This window comes from Pseudomonas sp. ICMP 3272, assembly GCF_001466905.1.
Lineage (GTDB): Bacteria > Pseudomonadota > Gammaproteobacteria > Pseudomonadales > Pseudomonadaceae > Aquipseudomonas > Aquipseudomonas amygdali.
Window position 1 is genome coordinate 116,353 of record NZ_LKEK01000040.1, and the last position, 17,091, is coordinate 133,443.

Below are 17,091 nucleotides of genomic sequence, written 5' to 3' on the forward strand. Positions count from 1 at the left end.
GGTCGATAGTTGCTACCGGTCAGGTTTGCGGCACACCCTGGCAAGCATTATTTCCTGGAGAGCGCCCCCGTGATAACCAATCAACGCATAGCCAGACTCAACGCCTGGGGCGCGCATGGCTTCACCGCCACCGGCGTCGTCCTTGCGTTCCTGGCTACCATTGCACTATTCAACAACGAACCCAAAGCCTGCCTGCTGTGGCTGGGCGCTGCCCTGATCGTGGATGGCGTAGACGGCTCACTGGCTCGCAAGGTCAATACCACGTCGGTACTGCCGCACTTCGATGGCTCGGTGCTGGACCTGGTCATCGACTATCTGACCTACGTGTTCATTCCGGCACTGTTCATCTATCGCTACATACCGGTGCCGGATTACACGTTGCTGCTCAGCGTATCGGTGATCCTGGTGTCGTCGCTGTTCTGCTTCTGCAACGTCGACATGAAAAGCAAGGACAACTACTTTCAGGGCTTTCCCGCCGCATGGAACGTAGTCGCCCTGTGCCTCTACATTCTTTCGCCCGCGCCGTGGCTGACGTTCATCACCATCATCGCCCTGGCATTGCTGACCCTGACCCGCATGAAGTTTCTGCATCCGTTTCGTGTGCGTCGTTTCATGCCGATCAACATCGCAGTTACCACCGTGTGGTTGTTGTCCAGCGCGCTGCTGATCATCAACCACCCGCACAATGGCCCTGTAGTCATGGGCCTGTGGCTGGCGATGTCGGCGTATTTTCTCGGAATTTGTATCTGGAGAACGTCGCTGGAATGGCTGGGCCGGCTTAAAGCCTGACGCCGAGGCCAGAACAAAAAGCTCGCTGATCGCCTTGCACGGTCAGCGAGCTTTTTTATGTGTGCTCTATTTACTCTCGGCCTGCACCTCGGCAGCAGGCGGGATTTTACCGAAGTAATGCGTCGTAAAGCAGCAAAGCCCCAACCCGCCAAGGGCCAACAGGCCACCGACGATACCGACATTGGCAACCCCGAGATGGCTGCTGACCACGCTGCCGAGCAGCGCACCGCCACCAATACCGATATTGAAGATGCCCGAGAACAGCGCCATCGCCACGTCGGTCGCATCCGGTGCCAGCGAGAGCACGCGCGCCTGCAAGGTCAGCCCGAAGCACATGATCGCCATGCCCCAGATAATGGTCAGCGTGCCGAGCGTCGCCGCGTCACCGGAAAGGGGCAACAGCATCAGCAGGCAAACGGTCAGCGTGCCAATGGCGGTGATCAATAGCCCGTTAGGAAAGCGGTCGCTGAACAGGCTGAAGATGATCGAGCCCATGATTCCTGCACCGCCAAAGACCAGCAGCAGAATCGTGGTCATTTCGCCGCTGAGTCGGGACACAGTCTGGGTGAACGGCTCGATATAGCTGTAGGCGGTGAAATGAGCGGTCACCACAATCGCGGTCAGCAGGTAGATCGCCATTAACCGTGGGCGTTTGAACAGGATCGGCAGGCTGCGCAACGAACCGGAGTTCTGGCTGGGCAGCAAAGGCAGCGCACGAGCCAACAGGAAGACTACCAGCGCAGCAATGCCGGCGATGCCCAGAAAGGTAGTCCGCCAGCCCAGGGCTTCACCCAGCACGCGGCCCAGCGGAATACCCAGCACCATCGCCAGCGACGTACCGGTTGCCAGCAGGCCAAGCGCCTGAACCTGCTTGCCGGGCGGTGCGATACGCACGGCCAGCGACGCCGTGACCGACCAGAACACCGCATGTGCAAAGGCGATACCGACCCGGCTCACCAGCAGGATTGCGAAGCTGGGGGAGATTGCGGAGAGTACATGGCTGACCACAAACAGGCCGAACACGAACATCAGCAACTTGCGGCGCTCGATGTTGCGCGTCGCCAGCATCATCGGCAACGACATCAGCGACACGACCCAGGCATAGATCGTGAGCATCAGCCCGACCTGGGCCGGGGTCATCTCGAAGCTCTGGCCGATGTTACTCAGCAGACCGATCGGCACGAACTCGGTGGTATTGAAAATGAAGGCCGCCAAGGCCAGCGCGAATACGCCAAGCCAGCTACCTGCCTGCTCGTTTGGAGGTGAAGTTATCAAGAATCACAACGCCCTGAAAATGTTCCGACCCGAAGGCCGATCGCCACGCGTGAATACGCACGCCTGACACCTGTATGGAAAACCGCGGCTCGCCCCACTGAAAAACCAACGCAAAAACGCTCCGCTCGACCTTCTGAATCGGGCGCAGTGTGCAAAGTGGATTATTGTGGATATGGGGGGTAAAGCCAGATGACACGAATTCTACGGACCGCCAGAGTGGATCACAACCCGTGCACTCATAACAGACTTTACAAATGACCGCCGGTCGTCAGCCGTCAAGGAAGCGCTGGCGGTTCTCGGGCGACGGCAACAGACAGTGATCATAGCGCCCGAACAGGCGATATCGGTTGAGCGCGATACGGTTGTAGGCCCAGTCCATTAGAAAGCGTGGAAAAATACCCAGCACTTTGAGCAGCGGCCACGGCGCGGGCAACAGCCCCATGATGTGCAGAAAGGCATCCGAGCGTACAAACACCCGATTGTTAACGATGACCGCGATAGTATGAAAATCGTCGAGCGGCAGCCCGGCCCACTTCAGCAATGCCTGCCCCTGCTCCGACTGTACGGCGGCCAAGCGCAGACGCTGGTGCGGATCATGGCGAATCAGAAACTTCACCACACCATTGCACAGTTTGCAGACGCCATCGAACAGCACGACACATTCATCGGGTTTCAGATACGGGGCGGGGGTAGTCGTCGGCACGGTATTCACCTGTTCAGGAAAAACAGCCCTGGCGCGCCCGGAAACATGAACGCCCCGCCAGTCGAAGGACCGGCGAGGCGTTCAGGCTAAAGCCATTGCCCGACAGAATCAAACCTTGCGGACGAACTCCGACTTCAGCTTCATCGCGCCGATGCCGTCGATCTTGCAATCGATATCGTGGTCGCCATCGACCAGACGGATGTTCTTGACCTTGGTACCGACCTTGACCACCAACGAAGAGCCTTTGACTTTCAGGTCCTTGATCACGGTAATGGTATCGCCGTCCTGCAGCACATTGCCCGTGGAGTCCTTGATGACTTTCACGTCGTCGGCTGCATCGGCGCCAGCAGCGTCTGCAGACCATTCATGGGCGCATTCCGGGCAGATCAGCAGGCTGCCGTCTTCGTAGGTGTATTCGGAATTGCATTTCGGGCAGGACGGTAAGCTCACAATGGTTCTCGCATCGAGGATGGGTAAAACCATGCATTATAAAGGGCTTTTCCTGTTTCAGGTGGGAAGAGACTGATCTGTCGTCATAAACCGGCTTCAGCCATTGGACAGAAGCGAATACCTGAACTAAAAAATACACCACTCTCTCTCCTGCAATTCCCTTCTGAACCTCCATCCCCGACGCCTGCGCCCCGCGTTGGCGGTAGCTATTGCGGCGCGCATTTGCCGCCTTTCACCACTTCCTGTATCGAGCACACTTCATGGGCATTCCTCATAACCCGGCGCTCGGCTATCGACCCGAAATCGATGGTCTGCGCGCGCTCGCGGTGATCCCGGTCATCCTGTATCACGCGGGTTTGCCGTTATTCAGCGGTGGATTCGTAGGGGTCGACATCTTTTTTGTGATATCTGGCTATCTGATCACCTCGATCATTCTTGCGCAGATGCTCAAAGGCAGATTCTCGCTGATCGATTTCTACGAACGGCGCGCCCGGCGCATTCTGCCAGCGCTGTTCGTGATGATGCTGGTCTGCCTGCCTGTCGCGTGGTTGACGCTCGACCCGTCTGACCTGAAATACTTCGCCAAGAGCCTGGTAGCGGTGCCGACCTTCTCTTCCAACCTACTGTTCTGGCTGGAAAGCGGCTATTTCGACGCAACCGCTGAACTCAAACCCTTGCTGCACACCTGGACGCTCGCAGTAGAGGAGCAGTACTACCTGTTTTTCCCACCGCTACTGATGCTGGCCTGGAGCATGGGCCGCAAGTGGCTGGTTGTACTGCTGATCGCCGCCGCCCTGACGAGCCTGGCGCTGGCGGAGCTGGGGGCGCGTCATAACGCCAGCACCGCTTTTTATCTGTTGCCTGCACGCGCCTGGGAATTGCTGACGGGCTCGTTCATCGCCTTCTACTTTGCCTGGCGCCCGCGTAGCGTTGATAGCGCCAGCCATCTCGATCAGGCGGCGACGCTGCTGGGCATTCTGCTGATCGGTTATGCCGTGGTGTGTTTCGACCGCAGTACACCTTTCCCTGGCCTCAACGCGCTGGTGCCTGTGCTGGGCGCGGCGTTGATCATTGTCTTCGCCAATCGCCAGACCTGGGTCGGCAGAGCACTGAGTTCACGATTACCAGTCCTGATCGGCATGATCAGTTACAGCGCTTACCTGTGGCATCAGCCCGTCTTTGCCTTCACTCGTCAGCGCAGCCTGATTGAGCCGGACCTGTCGCTGATGCTGGCGTTGACCGTGCTCTCGCTGCTGCTGGCCTGGCTGAGCTGGCGCTTCGTCGAGCAGCCTTTTCGCAAGGCCGGCGCATTCAAACGTCGTCAGATCTTCGCCTCGGCAGGCGTTGCTTCGACGCTATTTGTCGCGCTGGGGCTGGTCGGTTATCTCAATAATGGCTTTAGCCAGCGCTTCGCTGTCGATCCGGCGATGCATCAGGCATTTGTCGACCCGCAGATACGCGAAAGATGCGACCGGAACCTTGATAGCCAAGGCTGGAATGTCGATTTTTGCCTGTTTGGTCTTGCCGACAGCAACGTCGTACCGGAGATGGCTCTGTTTGGTGACAGCCACTCAGAGGCCCTGTTATCGACGTTTGACGCCGCCGCGCGGGATCTGGGCAGAACCGTCGCGCACATAGGTCTGGGCGGTTGCCTGCCCTTGCTCGGCGTGGATGTCGCCAACGGCAACTACCCTGCCGGGGTATGCGAGACGCTGGCCAATCGCGAGTTTGAATACGTGAAGCAGCGGCAGATCAAAAAGGTCGTGCTGGTGGCACGCTGGACGCTGTACACCGACGGCGATTACGGCGAACGGAAGATGAGCAAGTATTTCCTGACCTCCCGGACCCACCCGGAAAAAAATCGGGAAACCTCGCGAGCAGTGTTCCGGCAGGCGCTTGCAACCACGATAAAGGCCTACCGCGATATCGGCACCGAGGTATTCATCGTCGCACAGGTGCCGCAGCAATTGATCAACCCCGAGAGTCTCTACTACCGCCTGGCCCGGGACGCCTCGGACAGTGATGCGCAGAAACTGCAGCGGGTCAGTGAACTGTCGGTGCCGGTGGAAAAACATGCTCTGTTGCAACGCTTCACTCGCGAGCTGTTCCTGCACGCCAGCCAGGCGAAGCAGATCAGGTTGATCACGCTGGATGACGCCTTTTGCAAGGACAAGCAATGCCTGATTGGCGACATGAACTCGTACTACAAGGACTTCAATCACCTCAACGCCAAGGGCGCAGGCCTGCTTGCTGGTCAGATCAGCCCTATTCTTGACCAGTGACAGGGTTTTATCAGGCGGCATTGTCTGTAATGCTGATACCCGCACAGACACCCGAGGACCATCGCATGACCGCCGCCAGCTTCGCCCCGTTTCAGGATCTGGCCAGCCTGCTGATCCCGCACACTCATGCAGAGAAAATCGATGGCGCGCACGACGTCTCGCACTTGCTGCGCGTCTGGAAAAACGTCTGCGCTATCCGTGACCGGGAAGGCGGCGATGCCCGCGTACTGATCGCCGCCACACTGTTACACGACTGTGTTTCGGTCGAGAAAGATTCACCGTTTCGCTCCAGCGCTTCGCGACTGGCGGCAGTACGGGCCAGCGAATTGCTTACCGAGATGGGGTGGGACGAAGAAAGTATCGCTGCGGTTGCCCATGCTATCGAAGCGCACAGTTTTTCGGCGGCGATAATCCCGCTGACACTGGAAGCCCGAATTCTGCAGGACGCCGACCGTCTGGATTCTCTGGGCATGATCGGCGTGGCTCGAACCTTTTACGTATCAGGGCGGATGGGCAGACAGCTTTACGAACCGAACGACCCGCATGCCAGCCAGCGCCCGTATGACGACATGAACTTCGCCGCCGACCATTTTCATACCAAGCTGCTGCACCTCGCCGACAGCTTTCAAACCGATACCGGGGCACAGATGGCGAAGATCAGGCACGACCGGCTGAAGCGTTTTCTGGATGAACTGATGGAGGAAATCGGCGCGCCTCAGCCATGAATGATTTTTTGTTTTCAACATAAACATCAGATGTCACAAAGACATCACACAACTGCCCTATAAACGGCTCTCCGAGAAGGTATGCGTGTTTATAGGGGTTGTGTGCCGTGAAAAGATTTATGCCTCGTTTCCTGCGTCGGCAATCCACAACGCCAACACTATTGCGCCGCTTCAGGATTACCCTGCGCCTGGTGATCTGTTTCGGTATCACTTCCCTGCTGATGGTCGCGCTGGGGGCTTTCTGCCTGCTGCAGATGCAGGAGATCCGCAATCAGGGCGAAGCTGTCGAGAGCGGCGCGCTGCCCAGTATCGCCATGGCCGATGCCATCGCCATCGGCCTGGTCAAACTGCGCAGCGAGACCACCCGGCTGATCGCCAATGCCGACGATCCGGGTGCGGTCATCAACAGCAAGATCAATGTCGAACAGCTCAAGAACGAAGTCGAGAAAGGTTTCTCGGAATACCTTGCGCGTGTTCAATCGGGCACTGAGCATGACTCTATCGTCGCGTTGCAGGATGCCTATAAGGCGTTCATGCCCGGCTTGCAGAATCAGATCACGCTGATCGAGCAGAACAAGCTGGATGAGGCCCGAATGCTGGCCAATACCATGCTCGCGCTGCAAGGCGACCTGATGGACATGCAGGTGCAGTTGCTGCGCGAGCTGAACAAACAGAGCGCTGCCGCCGCCGTAGAGTCAGCAGGCACCCGTTACGAGCAGGCGAGAATCATTGCGCTGAGCGCCATCGCCGTCGTATTGGCTCTGACCCTGCTGCTGGCCTGGCGTCTGAGCGTCAGCATCATTCACCCGGTCCGCCAGGCTTTGCACATTGCCAGCACCATCGCCGATGGTGATCTGACAGAGCACCGGATACCGGATGGCAAGGACGAGACCGCGCAGTTGCTGATCACCCTGGGGCGCATGCGCACCAACCTGCACGGCACGATTGATCAGATCTACGCAGCGGCGACGCAGCTGTCGCAGTCGGTTCAGGAGATGGGCACCATTGCCGAAGCCAGTGCGCTCAATCTGCAATTGCAGAACAACGAAATCGAGCAGGCCGCAGTCGCCGTCAACCAGATGAGTCAGGCGGCCATCGAAGTGGCAGGCAATGCCAGCAGCACCGTGACCGAATCACAGGCGTCGACCCAGGCGGCAGCGCAAGGGCAGGAAAAACTGTCGGCGACGATTCTTTCGATCAAGCAACTGACTGAAAACGTGCTGGACTCCTCGCATCAGGCTGAAGGACTGGCCGAGCGCACACAGAGCATCAGCAGCATCCTCGATGTGATTCGCGCGATCGCCAACCAGACCAACCTGCTGGCCCTGAACGCCGCCATTGAGGCAGCCAGGGCGGGCGAAGCCGGGCGCGGATTTGCCGTGGTAGCTGACGAGGTTCGTTCACTGGCGCAACGCACCAGCGCCTCGACCTCAGAAATCGAAGGGCTGATCAGCGGTGTGCAGCAAAGCACTCAGCAAACGGCCAGCTCGTTGCGCCACACGGCAACGCAAGCCAGCCTGACGCTTGAGCAAGCTGCATCAACTGGCGAAGCATTGACCGTGATCATCCATTCAACGGCCACCATCAACGACCGCAACCTGCTGATTGCCAGTGCCGCAGAACAGCAAGCCCAGGTTGCGACTGAAGTAGACCGCAACCTGAGCAGTATCCGCGACCTGTCGAGCCAGACAGCGTCAGGCGCGCAGCAGACCACCGTGGCGAGCAATTCGCTGTCGATGCTGGCGGCTGATCTGAAACTGATGGTGCAGCGCTTCGTGCTGTGATGACCTGCCTGTCGCCAACCAGCCGTCGCAAAAACAGACTGGCTGGCGATGCTGCAGCCTGAGGGCGGCTGTCAGTCCTGCGGACGCAGACGGTACTGCGGCGGCAACTGCTCGAAGCCGCTGATGGTTACGTCGAGGCTCTTCCAGCGACCGTCCTTGATGCCGTAGATGCAGCCATGCACAGACAGGCTCTGCCCACGGTGCCAGGCGTTCTGCACAATGCTGGTGTGACCGACGTTGGCTACTTGCTGAATCACGTTCAGCTCGCACAGACGGTCGACACGCTCTTCCTCGGTCGGCAGATTGGCCAGCACTTCACGGTTTTCGTAATACAAATCACGAATCGTGCGCAGCCAGCCGTCGATCAGGCCAAACTGGCGGTCCTGCATGGACGCGCGTACACCGCCGCAACCATAGTGGCCCGTCACCAGAATGTGTTTGACCTTCAACACGTCCACTGCGTACTGGATCACCGACAGGCAGTTGAGGTCGGTGTGCAATACAACGTTGGCCACGTTGCGATGGACGAACAGATCGCCGGGCAGCATGCCGACGATCTCGTTGGCCGGGACACGTGCATCCGAACAACCGATCCACAGGAACTCAGGTGTTTGCTGGCGGGCCAGTTTGGCGAAAAACTCTGGGTCTTCCTGCTTTATCGCATCGGCCCAGCGTGCATTGTTATCAATCAGGTCTTGTAGCTCGTTCATGCTTTGACGCCTCGATAATGATGCCCAGCCTTGGACTGGAGTCGAATCCTTCAAGTCACGCCTATTTGCCACTACTGACAAAATTCACCAAAGCTCGTCGGTCAACAAAAAGGAATCTTCAAAGTCGTGGCCGGTCAACTTTTTACGACCACCCCAAATGAGGATTTGTCATGAACGATTCACGCCGCCCATTCGGTGCGACCCAGCCGGAACCCATTGATGACAACGAAGACCGCATGGGCTCTATGGAAACACTCGACTTCAATGAAGATGAGACCGCCCGTATCGGTGATCTTATCCCTGAAGACCAACTGCAACATGAAATTCCGGATCAGCGTGTGCGTGAGGCAGGCCTGACCGGTGCCTCGACTGACGATCACCATTCGACCGATGACGATCTGTCGCCGGAAACCCTGATCCGCGAAGACGGTGCCCGTTCACCGAACGAGCAGGGCGAAGACGATCCTGCCGATCTGGACCTGACGGTAGTCGATGAAGATGACATCGGCGGTGGCAACGGGCTCGACGAGGAGGAGCTGGCCATTCTGGACCCGCTGGACGGCAACACCCAGCGCTGACCGCCAGCACTATTCGAAAAGCGTGCAGGCCATGACCACGGCGTCTTCGCGGCCGCCGACCGCCGGGTAGTAATCGCGACGCCGGCCTATCTCGTTGAAACCGTAGTTTTCATACAGACGATAGGCTGGACGATTACTGTCACGCAGCTCCAGAAAGCATTCCCGAGCGTTTAGCTGATAAGCACGCTTCATCAGATGATCCAGCAGCAGCAAGCCAAGACCACGGCCCTGATTTTCAGGTTTGACGGTGATATTGAGCAGATGTGCTTCATCGATGATGACCTGAATCACACCATGCCCAACCTGCTGCGCTCCTTCGAACATCAGCCAGATCTCGTAGGACTTGAGGCCATCGAGAAAGATGCCGCGTGTCCAGGGATGGCTGAATGCTGCGTATTCGATTTTCAGCACCGCATCCATATCGGCTTCGGTCATGGGGCGGAAGGTTACGGCATCACTCATCGATCGATTTCCAGCGCGTCATCAGCCGACGCATGGCTTTCCAGACATCGGCCTTGCGCTCAGGCTCGTCCATCATTAATTCGAGACCCGGCAACGCCCAGGCAGTACCCAGACCTTCGATCTGCAATTCGCGGTTATAGGATTCGGCGTCGGCTTCACCGGCGAACTTCATCGACGGCAAACCGATCAGCCACAGGCACGCACAGGGTTCGTCCTCAAGCCGGGCACCGACAAAGCCTTGCACGAAGTCGCGCGCCGCTTCCGGGCCCTGATCCATCTGGCCGCGCACCAGCAACGGCCAGCGCACCGGTTCGCCGATAATCTGCGGGCTGTCGGGCAGACCGGCAGCGCGCAGCATGTCCTTGAGCAGCAGGTAGGACGGATCGCGGCTCTGAAACGGCTGGCCGGTGGTCAGCTCTACCAGCAGCATGCAACGCCCGGCACGCAGCAATTGCAGGGCAAAACGCGGTGGCGGCACAACCGCGGCCTTGGGCGGCGCAGGCGCGGCCTCTTCGACCGCGGCAACTGTGCGCGTGCTGGCCAGTGACGGACGCGGCACCTCGACCTTCGGGCGCTCGGGCTGCCGGGTGATCGGCACAACGTTCGCAGCTTCGACCGGCGCAGCGTGCGCAGATGGCGCGGCAGCAGGCGCAATGTTCTGCACCTCGACCGGCGGCGGTAACGGCGCAAGCAGCTCCGGACGCGAGGGCGCGGCGAATGGCAGTTCTGTGCGCGGCAGCCAGTTGACCACCTGCATGGCGGTCAAATAAGCGCGGCGACGGGACTCGTTGAGCAAGGGTCAGCCACCTGTGGATAAGTTAAGCGCGCAATTCTAGCGTTGTTCGCCTTTTTGCGCTGCAGCATATCGCCCGCAGGTGAAATATCAGGCGACTGATGCAGTACAATTGCCGCTTTTCACTTGTCAACAGTCGGCCTAACGATGATCGAACCCAAGCGCGTCCTGCGCGCCCTTGCCGAGCACTGGGCGCTACTCGAGCCCTTATGCGAACACTTCGACCAGGGTACGTTGAGCCTGAGCGAGCTGCGCCTGCAATTGGGCGCTCAGCAGCAGGACAGCACCCCGCAAGACATCACCAACCTGCTGGACGTGTGGATTCGTCTGGACATTCTGGTGCCCGTCGCGAAAAGTCCGAACCGCTTTGAGCTCAACGCACAGATCCATGACTTCCTGTCCTACCTGCGCCGCGAGCACCGGCTGGGCCTGTGCCTGGAAATCGAGGCTTATCTGCGCCATCTGGAGCGCCTGGCCGGTTACATCCAGGACGCGTTCGATATTCGCGATGCCAATGATCTGGCCAGGCAGCTGCGGCTGCTGGACATGCGCGTGCGCGACGTTCTCAAGAAGCTTGCCAACGACGAACAGGCACTGGTCGCGGTCGCCGACCGGGCCAAGACCAGCGACCGGCAGATCCCTTTGCGCCAGCGGTATGCAGAAGTTCTGGCCACCTGGGACGAATACGTCGAGCCGATGATTCAACTGGTCAATGCCGACGGTGCTTTCGAACAGGGTGTGCGCAAGGTCGAGAATGTGCTGCTGCGCCTGTTGACCGAGCAACAACGCCTCGGTCATCTGGTCGACGACGACATGCTGCTGCGCACCCATGCGCGCATTCTGGAGATGCAGACCAGCGCTCAGTTGACCTTGCGCCATGCACGCGAGCTGCTGTTGCCGCTGCGCGAGGAGGCACGTCGCCATAATGCGGTGACTCGTGGCGCGGCGCTGGCCTTGTCGGCGATTCGGCGCAAGGGCCTGGACGCAGTGCCACAGGCTGCCATGCCATTGTTTACCCGCCCGCAAAGTACCTTTCTGGGCAGCGCGAGCCAGGTCGAGGCTTACGTCTATGCCTTGGCGCGCTTTGAACCCAAGCCTGCGAAATTCCCCAAGGCCAGTGGTACACGCAAGGGCGAACCACCCCGCGCGCCACGTACGGTCAAGGAAATGCTCGAGCGCTGCGAAAGCGCCCTGCCGATGCCTGACCTGATGGTCTGGTTGCTGGAGCAGGAACCAACCGGCGAAACCGACGAGCTGTTGTACTGGTTCTCGCGGTTGTCGCGGGACAAGCGCTTCGCCCGTGAACGCCTCGAGCGTCGCGAATATTTCACCCGGGAGCACCGCGTCAGCCTGCGCTCCTTTGCCCTGCTCGCCGCAAAAGACGAGCAGCCAGAGCATTCCGAGAGCCCTGTTCATGCATCTTGATCTATCCGAAATGTCCCAGCTCGCGCCGATCTTTCGCGAGCTGTTCAAGGGCTATCACATCAGCCGCCGTGACCCGGAGCTGTATGCCCAACTCTCCAACTGCCAGGACCAGTACCGCGCGCTGTTCAAGGCATTGGGCTACGAACTGATCTGCGACACCCGCGGTTTCTACTATTTCGTGCCTGAACTGGCCGCCGCGCAGGTCAACAAGACCGCTCAGCGTCTGGCGCTGTTCACCTTCATCCTCGTCGAGCATCTGGCCGATCAGGGCCGTGACCCGATGGCCGTGCTGGATGGCGGCAGTCTGGGCCGTGACGAACTGCCTTCGATGCTGGAAAAGTACCGGGACCTGTTTCTTCAGGCGGAAGTGCAGACCCAGGAAGAGCTTGAAGAGAAGATCATGCGCCGCATGACGCAACTGGGTTTTGCCAGTGAAGAGGTCGGTATCTACCGCTTCCTGCCGCCGATGCACCGTTTTCTCGATGTGTGCCTGTCGGTGCAACAGGACCGCGATCTGGCGGCCAGCCTGCATAGCGCCCTGCCACTGCCAACGCCTGTGCTCATCGATGATGACAGCGACGAGAAGCTGCTGGAAACCGATGACCCTCTGGACCTGGCTGAATTCGGTGAAGAAACCGAGGAAGAGGCACTGGCCCGGGCAATCGCCGATGAGCAACGACAGGAGATGGACACATGAGCCAGGAACGTTATGGCATCCGCCGCTTTGCCCTGTTGAACACCGCCGGTTACAGCCTCGGCCTGTTCCCGCTGGAAAACCCGCTGTCGGTGTACGGCGCGAATAACCTCGGCAAGAGCGCCTCGATCAACGCCCTGCAATTCCCGATTCTGGCACGCATGTCGGACATGAGCTTCGGCAAGTACAGCCTTGAGCAGTCCCGGCGCTTCTACTTTGCCAGCGACACCAGTTACATTCTGGTGGAAGTCTCCCTGCCCCACGGCCCGCATGTGATTGGCGTGGTAGGCCGCGGCCCGGGTGGCGGTTTCGGCCATCAGTTCTTCGCCTATGCCGGCGAGCTGGACCTGGGTCATTACCAGAAGAACGACACCTGCCTGCGTCAGAAAGAGCTGTTCAGCAACCTGGAAAGCCAGGGCCTGAAAGCCTACGAACTCAAGCCGGACGAGTTGCGCCGCCTGCTGGTCGGCGGTCATACCTCGATCCCGCTGGACCTGACCCTGATCCCGCTACGCTCCACCAGCGAGCAGAGCCTGAAGACTTTCCGCGCGCTGTTCATCAACCTGCTGCACATGCGTGAAATCACGGCAGCCAAACTCAAGCAGCTGTTTCTCGATGCGTTCGAGCACAGCCTGCGTTCGGGCAGCGTCGACTACATCGCCGCCTGTGAAGAAGCTTTCCGCGACGTGCGGCGCATGGAACAGGATTACAACTCGCTGGTACTGGCTGGCCCGCTGGTCGAGGCACTGGCTGCCGGAGTCAAACAGCGTGATCTGTTGCGCGGCAAACTGCATCGTCTGTCGCCGATCCTCGATTCACTGCTTGGCACTTGGTCGGACTACTCTGGCGCGCGCAAGGAAGAACTGGTCGCTCAGGCCGAGCATTACCGTGCTCAGCAGGATGAGATGCAGAACGATCAGCGCAGCAGCACTCAGGAACTGATGCGTCTGGAGCGCGAGATCAGCAGCATCCAGCGCTGGGTCGGCGAGCTGTCGGTGCTGAAGAATCGTTTCGCGCTGGTCGATGACGTCAAGGTGCTGGAGCAGCAACTGCTCGCAGCCAAGGATGCTCACGATGAGCTGGCCGGTGCGCTGGCCCAGTCCCGGCAGTTCAGCGCCGAAGACCTGGACGAGCGTTTGCGCGACCTGGAGAAACGCCTCAAGTCGGTCAAGCAACAGCTCGACCACGCGGACAACAACAGTTACGCCCGTCTGCGTGAAGAGTTCTCCCAGCCGGACGTAGAACGCCTGATGCGCCTGTTCAACAGCGCGCTGTTCAGCCTGCCACTGGGTGAGCAAGGTATTGCGCTGGACGACGGCGACGCGTGGGTCAAATCGCTGGAGACCATTCTGGATGGCTTCAAGGGCGATCAATTCGCCGTACCCGGGCTGACAATCAACCTGTCGAGTATCGAGCCTCCTGCCCTGCAGGCGCTGGCCGATCGTGCTGCGCTGCGCGATCAGAAAGAGCGTCTGGAAAAAGAACTCAAACAGCTGAAAACCCAGCAGGCTGTCGCTGCCGACCGTTCGGCGAGCAAGACCCAGACCGAAGCGCTGTACCAGCAGGTGCTGGATGCGCAAAAGGCACTTGAAGACTTCCGCCGCTGCCAGACCTTGAGCGCGGAGGAATCCACCAAGCTGGAAGAACTGGCGCAGATGGAAGCCGCTCAGGATGAACTGAAACGCTCCAGCGACGCGTTCACCGAGCGCGTGCAGCAACTGTCAGCCAAGCTGCAATTGATCGCACGTCAGATCGGCGATATGGAATCCAAGCAACGCACGCTGGACGACGCGCTACGTCGCCGTCAGTTACTGCCAGCAGACCTGCCTTTCGGCACACCGTTCATGGACCCGATCGACGACTCCATGGATAACCTGTTGCCGCTGCTCAACGACTATCAGGACAGCTGGCAAGGTCTGTTGCGCAGCGATGGGCAGATCGAAGCGCTGTATGCCCAGGTTCGCCTCAAGGGTGTGGCCAAGTTCGACAGCGAGGACGACATGGAGCGTCGCCTGCAGCTACTGATCAATGCCTACGCGCACCGTACCGATGAGGCACTTACGCTGGGCAAGGCTCGTCGCGCTGCGGTTACTGACATCGCCCGCACCCTGCGCAATATTCGTAGCGACTACGACAGCCTTGAGCATCAACTGGCGCTGTTCAACCGCGAGATCAACAAGCGTCAAGTCTCTAACCTGGCAAGCTTCCGTATCGTGCTCGCCCCGAACAAGGAAGCACTCAAGCACATCGATCAGATTATCCACAGCGCCGGGCAATATGAAGAAGGCGAGACACTGTCAGTCTTCGACCTGAGCCAGAGCGCCGAGCAGGACAACAAGAACGAAGAGGCCAAGGAGTATCTGGCGCGACTTGTGGCTGCCAACCATAACCAGTTGGGCTTGAAGGACTTGTTCGAACTGGCATTCGAGATCACCAAGGTCAATGGTCAGCCGGTTATCCACACCGATATCGACGGCGCAGCTTCCAACGGCACGACGATGACCATCAAGGCATTGACCAACATGTACCTGTTGCTGCACTTGATGGATCGGGATCAGGCTGGTCGGGTGCGCTTGCCTTATTACCTGGACGAAGCAGCAGACATCGATGAGAAGAACCAGGCTGCGCTGCTGGAAACGAGCCTGCAACTGGGCTTCGTTCCGATTCTGGCAAGTGTGAAGCCACAGGTATCGGCCCATGTGGCCATCGACCTGGAAGGTGGCAGCGGGCCTAACGGGATATACATCGATGAAGCTGACTGGAAATACATTCAGCGTCGTGACGATGTCAAGCCAGCGGTACCAGAGCTGGCTTCGTAAGGGCCGTTAGCTGTAGCCAGAAGGCCGCATGAGAATGCGGCCTTTTTTATTGTCTTTGAATTGAGTGAGGCCATAGTGCAGGCCTTGCACAAACAGACTCTTTATTCATTGAATTCACAATGGGGTGCAGCAAACACGCATAGGATTGCGAGAGGCAGGCCTGGAGTGACCTCATGAAAACCATACTGTTGACGGTCTTGCTGACCGTTGCTGCAACAGCGCATGCAACCGACTACTACGTTGCCCCCAATGGCGATGATCATGCTGCCGGTACAAAAGCCGCACCGTTGCGATCCATCATGCGTGCACAGCAAGCCGCAAAAGCTGGCGACACGGTGTACTTTCGCGGCGGAGTCTATGCCTACACAGCAGGCATCAACAGCTGCGCTACCCGTACAGACACCGTCAATGCCATCACCCTGAACAACAGCGGCAGCGAAAACAAACCTATACGTTATTGGGCCTATCCGGGCGAAACACCGGTTTTCGATTTCTCGGCCATGAAAGACGATTGTCGCGTCAAAGGCTTCAACGTTACCGGTAGCTGGTTACACCTGAAGGGGCTGGAGGTAACGGGCGTGCCGCAGCAGCCGGATAACCATCTCAATCACGAGTCCTGGGGTATCTGGAACAGCGGCAGCCACAACACTTTCGAGCAACTCAACTTGCATCACAACATGGGGCCAGGCCTGTTCATTCAGAACGGCGGTTATAACCTGGTACTCAATACCGACTCCCACCACAACTACGATCCTTACACCTCAAACGGCGCAGGTCAGAGCGCTGACGGCTTCGGCGCACATATCAAGGCGGGCCATCCAGGCAACGTATTTCGCGGTTGCAGAGCCTGGGCCAATTCCGACGACGGCTTTGACCTGATCAATGCCTTCTCGCCGGTAACCATCGAAAACTCGTGGGCATGGCAGCAAGGCTACCTGCCTGGCACGCACACCAAACTTGAAGCGGGCAACGGCAATGGCATCAAAGCGGGCGGATACGGTGGCAAGTATGTGCCCAACGGTGTGAAACATATCGTCCGTAATTCAGTTGCCTTCGACAACAAATCCGCCGGTTTCTACGCCAATCACCATACATTGGCACTGGACTTCATCAACAACACGGCTTTTTCCAATGGCGCAAACTACAACATGGCAGGTATCGCGCCAGATGGCTCGCTGATTCCTCTCGGCCACCTGCTCAACAATATTGCCTACAAGGGACGGTTGACCGTAAACAGCGAAGGACTGGATATGGCCCACAACTCATGGGCATTGCCAACGCCTGTAACCGACGCTGACTTTGAAGATGTCTCGGAGACTGGTTGGGATGCGAAGCGCCAGCCAGACGGAAGCCTGCCAGTACTGAGCAGCTTCCATCTGCGGCCCGGCAGCAGGCTGGCAGGCATGGGGGCGTTCAACTGAGCTGGAGGGGGACTCTCTGGCTTCAGTACTGAAAGGTGGGGTTATGAGTTCAGGAGAATGCAGAGGTTTTTGGAACCCCAGACAAACAAAAACCCTCAACGCGTAAGCGGTGAGGGTTTCTGGAATTTAATCTTGACGATGACCTACTCTCACATGGGGAAACCCCACACTACCATCGGCG

The 17,091-nt window shown here is 58.6% G+C and carries 15 protein-coding genes and 1 pseudogene; 10 read left to right on the forward strand and 6 right to left on the reverse strand.

The window, feature by feature from the left end:
- Positions 1-69: 69 nt before the first annotated feature.
- Entirely contained in the window at positions 70-789 is a 720-nt protein-coding gene (pcsA, locus tag AO068_RS07615; protein WP_003433808.1) for a phosphatidylcholine synthase, read from the forward strand.
- Between the two features lie 66 nt (positions 790-855).
- On the opposite strand, the gene AO068_RS07620 is transcribed toward pcsA, so the two are convergent.
- From AO068_RS07620 to AO068_RS07630, 3 genes are all read right to left on the reverse strand, one after another.
- Positions 856-2,064: a sugar transporter gene (locus AO068_RS07620; RefSeq protein ID WP_058408036.1), complete on the reverse strand. Its 1,209-nt coding sequence runs from the start codon at positions 2,062-2,064 to the stop codon at positions 856-858.
- Positions 2,065-2,332: 268 nt separating this feature from the next.
- Positions 2,333-2,767, reverse strand: a complete 435-nt coding sequence (locus AO068_RS07625; protein ID WP_080394906.1) for a thiol-disulfide oxidoreductase DCC family protein — start codon at positions 2,765-2,767, stop codon at positions 2,333-2,335.
- Positions 2,768-2,875: 108 nt separating this feature from the next.
- A complete protein-coding gene (locus tag AO068_RS07630; RefSeq protein ID WP_032613429.1) occupies positions 2,876-3,220 on the reverse strand; it encodes a zinc ribbon domain-containing protein YjdM in 345 nt (114 codons plus the stop codon).
- Positions 3,221-3,477: 257 nt separating this feature from the next.
- Between AO068_RS07630 and AO068_RS07635 the strand changes: the two genes are divergently transcribed.
- From AO068_RS07635 to AO068_RS29690, 4 genes and pseudogenes are all read left to right on the forward strand, one after another.
- Positions 3,478-5,499 carry an acyltransferase family protein gene (locus tag AO068_RS07635; RefSeq protein ID WP_058408037.1) on the forward strand — a complete coding sequence of 674 codons (2,022 nt, stop codon included), beginning with the start codon at positions 3,478-3,480 and terminating at the stop codon, positions 5,497-5,499.
- Between the two features lie 65 nt (positions 5,500-5,564).
- Entirely contained in the window at positions 5,565-6,224 is a 660-nt protein-coding gene (locus AO068_RS07640; protein WP_058408046.1) for an HD domain-containing protein, read from the forward strand.
- Positions 6,225-6,343: 119 nt separating this feature from the next.
- Positions 6,344-7,150, forward strand: a pseudogene (locus tag AO068_RS29685) (MCP four helix bundle domain-containing protein); the annotation flags it as partial.
- A 69-nt stretch (positions 7,151-7,219) separates the two neighbouring features.
- Positions 7,220-8,008, forward strand: a complete 789-nt coding sequence (locus AO068_RS29690; protein WP_404944463.1) for a methyl-accepting chemotaxis protein — start codon at positions 7,220-7,222, stop codon at positions 8,006-8,008.
- 71 nt (positions 8,009-8,079) lie between these two features.
- Here AO068_RS29690 and can read toward each other — a convergent pair whose 3' ends face one another.
- Positions 8,080-8,718 carry a carbonate dehydratase gene (gene can / locus AO068_RS07650; protein WP_058408039.1) on the reverse strand — a complete coding sequence of 213 codons (639 nt, stop codon included), beginning with the start codon at positions 8,716-8,718 and terminating at the stop codon, positions 8,080-8,082.
- Positions 8,719-8,888: 170 nt separating this feature from the next.
- Here can and AO068_RS07655 point away from each other — a divergent pair, with 170 nt between their 5' ends.
- Entirely contained in the window at positions 8,889-9,296 is a 408-nt protein-coding gene (locus AO068_RS07655; RefSeq protein ID WP_058408040.1) for a hypothetical protein, read from the forward strand.
- A gap of 9 nt (positions 9,297-9,305) precedes the next feature.
- Here AO068_RS07655 and rimI read toward each other — a convergent pair whose 3' ends face one another.
- Positions 9,306-9,758, reverse strand: coding sequence for a ribosomal protein S18-alanine N-acetyltransferase (gene rimI / locus AO068_RS07660; protein WP_002552084.1), 453 nt, complete (start codon positions 9,756-9,758; stop codon positions 9,306-9,308).
- Entirely contained in the window at positions 9,751-10,554 is an 804-nt protein-coding gene (locus tag AO068_RS07665; protein WP_058408041.1) for a hypothetical protein, read from the reverse strand. The genes rimI and AO068_RS07665 overlap by 8 nt, the downstream gene beginning before the upstream one ends.
- A gap of 144 nt (positions 10,555-10,698) precedes the next feature.
- Here AO068_RS07665 and mksB point away from each other — a divergent pair, with 144 nt between their 5' ends.
- From mksB to AO068_RS07685, 4 genes are all read left to right on the forward strand, one after another.
- A complete protein-coding gene (mksB, locus tag AO068_RS07670) occupies positions 10,699-11,976 on the forward strand; it encodes an Mks condensin complex protein MksB (protein ID WP_002552082.1) in 1,278 nt (425 codons plus the stop codon).
- Positions 11,966-12,673 carry an Mks condensin complex protein MksE gene (gene mksE, locus AO068_RS07675; RefSeq protein WP_002552081.1) on the forward strand — a complete coding sequence of 236 codons (708 nt, stop codon included), beginning with the start codon at positions 11,966-11,968 and terminating at the stop codon, positions 12,671-12,673. Before mksB ends, mksE begins: the two co-directional genes overlap by 11 nt.
- Positions 12,670-15,489, forward strand: coding sequence for an Mks condensin complex protein MksF (mksF, locus tag AO068_RS07680; protein WP_058408042.1), 2,820 nt, complete (start codon positions 12,670-12,672; stop codon positions 15,487-15,489). The genes mksE and mksF overlap by 4 nt, the downstream gene beginning before the upstream one ends.
- A 173-nt stretch (positions 15,490-15,662) precedes the next feature.
- Positions 15,663-16,910 (forward strand): right-handed parallel beta-helix repeat-containing protein, encoded by a 1,248-nt coding sequence (locus AO068_RS07685; RefSeq protein ID WP_058400504.1) that lies wholly within the window; start codon positions 15,663-15,665, stop codon positions 16,908-16,910.
- Positions 16,911-17,091: the final 181 nt, after the last annotated feature.